We start from the raw sequence: 1,510 nt of genomic DNA, 5'->3' as shown, positions 1-1,510 counted from the left end.
GTCTAGTAGTGTCGATCTCGAAGAGCGATCTCCGCTTGGGTGAGTTTATTATGTTCGTTACCGCTGATGGATTGAGATTGCGATCGGTTGTTTTATGCAAAAAGTTCGATCGCCACCGATCCGGGATTAAGTGCCAGTGATGCGATCGAAGACTCCATCTGAGAGCCATTCTGCTGTCGCTTTAAAATTGCGGGCAGGCGTAGGCAGCATTTCGATATAGGTCGCTTGTCTGAGCAAATGACCGAGATTGCCCTTGACTTCCACGCGATCGAAGATCTCTGCCACGCTTTCGGCAAGCCCTAGCTTCATCAGGGTGCCCCGTAACTGCACTTTGGCAGGGATGAGGGAGCGGTTTTCTGCTAGGGCTTGAAGATTGTGGGCAATCGCGGCTCCTTGTTGGTACGCAACTTGGGCGATGGCTGGTAGTGGATGTTCTGGATTGGTAACACAATCACCTGCTGCAAACACATTGAGAAAATCGGGAAGCTGCAACGTCGGCGTAACGTGCAGGCGAGCGGCACGATCGCGATGCTCGTTGGGAATCGGTAATGTTTTAATTAAGGGGTGGGGAGTCGTCCCTGTCGTCCAGATGATGGTTCCGGCGGTCAGCGTTTCGACTCGATCGTGCCGGAGTAGCTCGATTTCACCAGCACGTACCGATTTGACTTCTGATTCCAAGCGGAATTCTACTGGAATCGCTCGGTGCTGCAATGCTACTTCTGCTACGTTCCGCAGTTGTTCGGGATCGCCTTTAAGAATGTCCTGTCCGCGTTGGACGATCGTCAGGCGGATTTCTGCTACCGTTCCACCTAAAGGTGCATACCATTCTGGTAGTAAATCCGCCAAGGTGCCTGCGAGTTCGACACCCGAACGTCCCGCACCTAAAATTGCGACCGTGAGCATCTGCCGCCGTAGGTCGGGATCTTGAGTTTGGCTGGCTTGCTGGAGACGATCTCGCAAATGTTGTCCGAGGGTCATCGCATCCCAGTCCGTCCGAAATGCAATGGTATTATCTTGTGCTCCAGGAACATTGAGATAATTGGTGACGCTGCCCAAAGCGAGCACTAAATTTTCATATCGATAGTGCAAGCCCGAGGCTAGGTAAATTTGCTGCTGTTGCAGATCGATTTGAACGATTTCATCTTTAACAAAGGCAATTCCCGTATGCTTGAGCAAGTCATCGTAACGTATCCGAATCAGTCGATCGTTCATCTCGCCGCTGAGGAATTCATATAGTAGCGGTTTGAAGGTAAAATTCCATGCTCGATCGATTAAGAGCGTCGGAACTGAATAGCGTTGATGATGTAGATGCAGGGCGGCAAACAATCCGACGAAGCCGCCACCCAGAATCACAGTCGGATATCGAGTCTCGTTCAAAGTTTTACGCTCCAAATTAGTTGGATGAATCGAAGTAGGGTTCGCCTAAATTCAGGCGGCAAAACTCACACAGCGATCGCCATGATGCAGGGATCGGACAGTGCGTCGGCAAATCCCGCGACGATCGCGAGGC

General features: G+C 51.3%; 1 protein-coding gene. It reads right to left on the bottom strand.

The window, feature by feature from the left end:
* Positions 1-126 precede the first annotated feature (126 nt).
* Entirely contained in the window at positions 127-1,377 is a 1,251-nt protein-coding gene (locus RMO35_RS19200) for an NAD(P)/FAD-dependent oxidoreductase (protein WP_309743230.1), read from the bottom strand.
* Between the last annotated feature and the right edge of the window lie 133 nt (positions 1,378-1,510).

The sequence above is a fragment of the Chamaesiphon sp. OTE_20_metabat_361 genome, assembly GCF_031364565.1.
The sequence above is the reverse complement of the archived record's forward strand: the minus strand, read 5'-3'. Positions and strand labels throughout refer to the sequence as shown.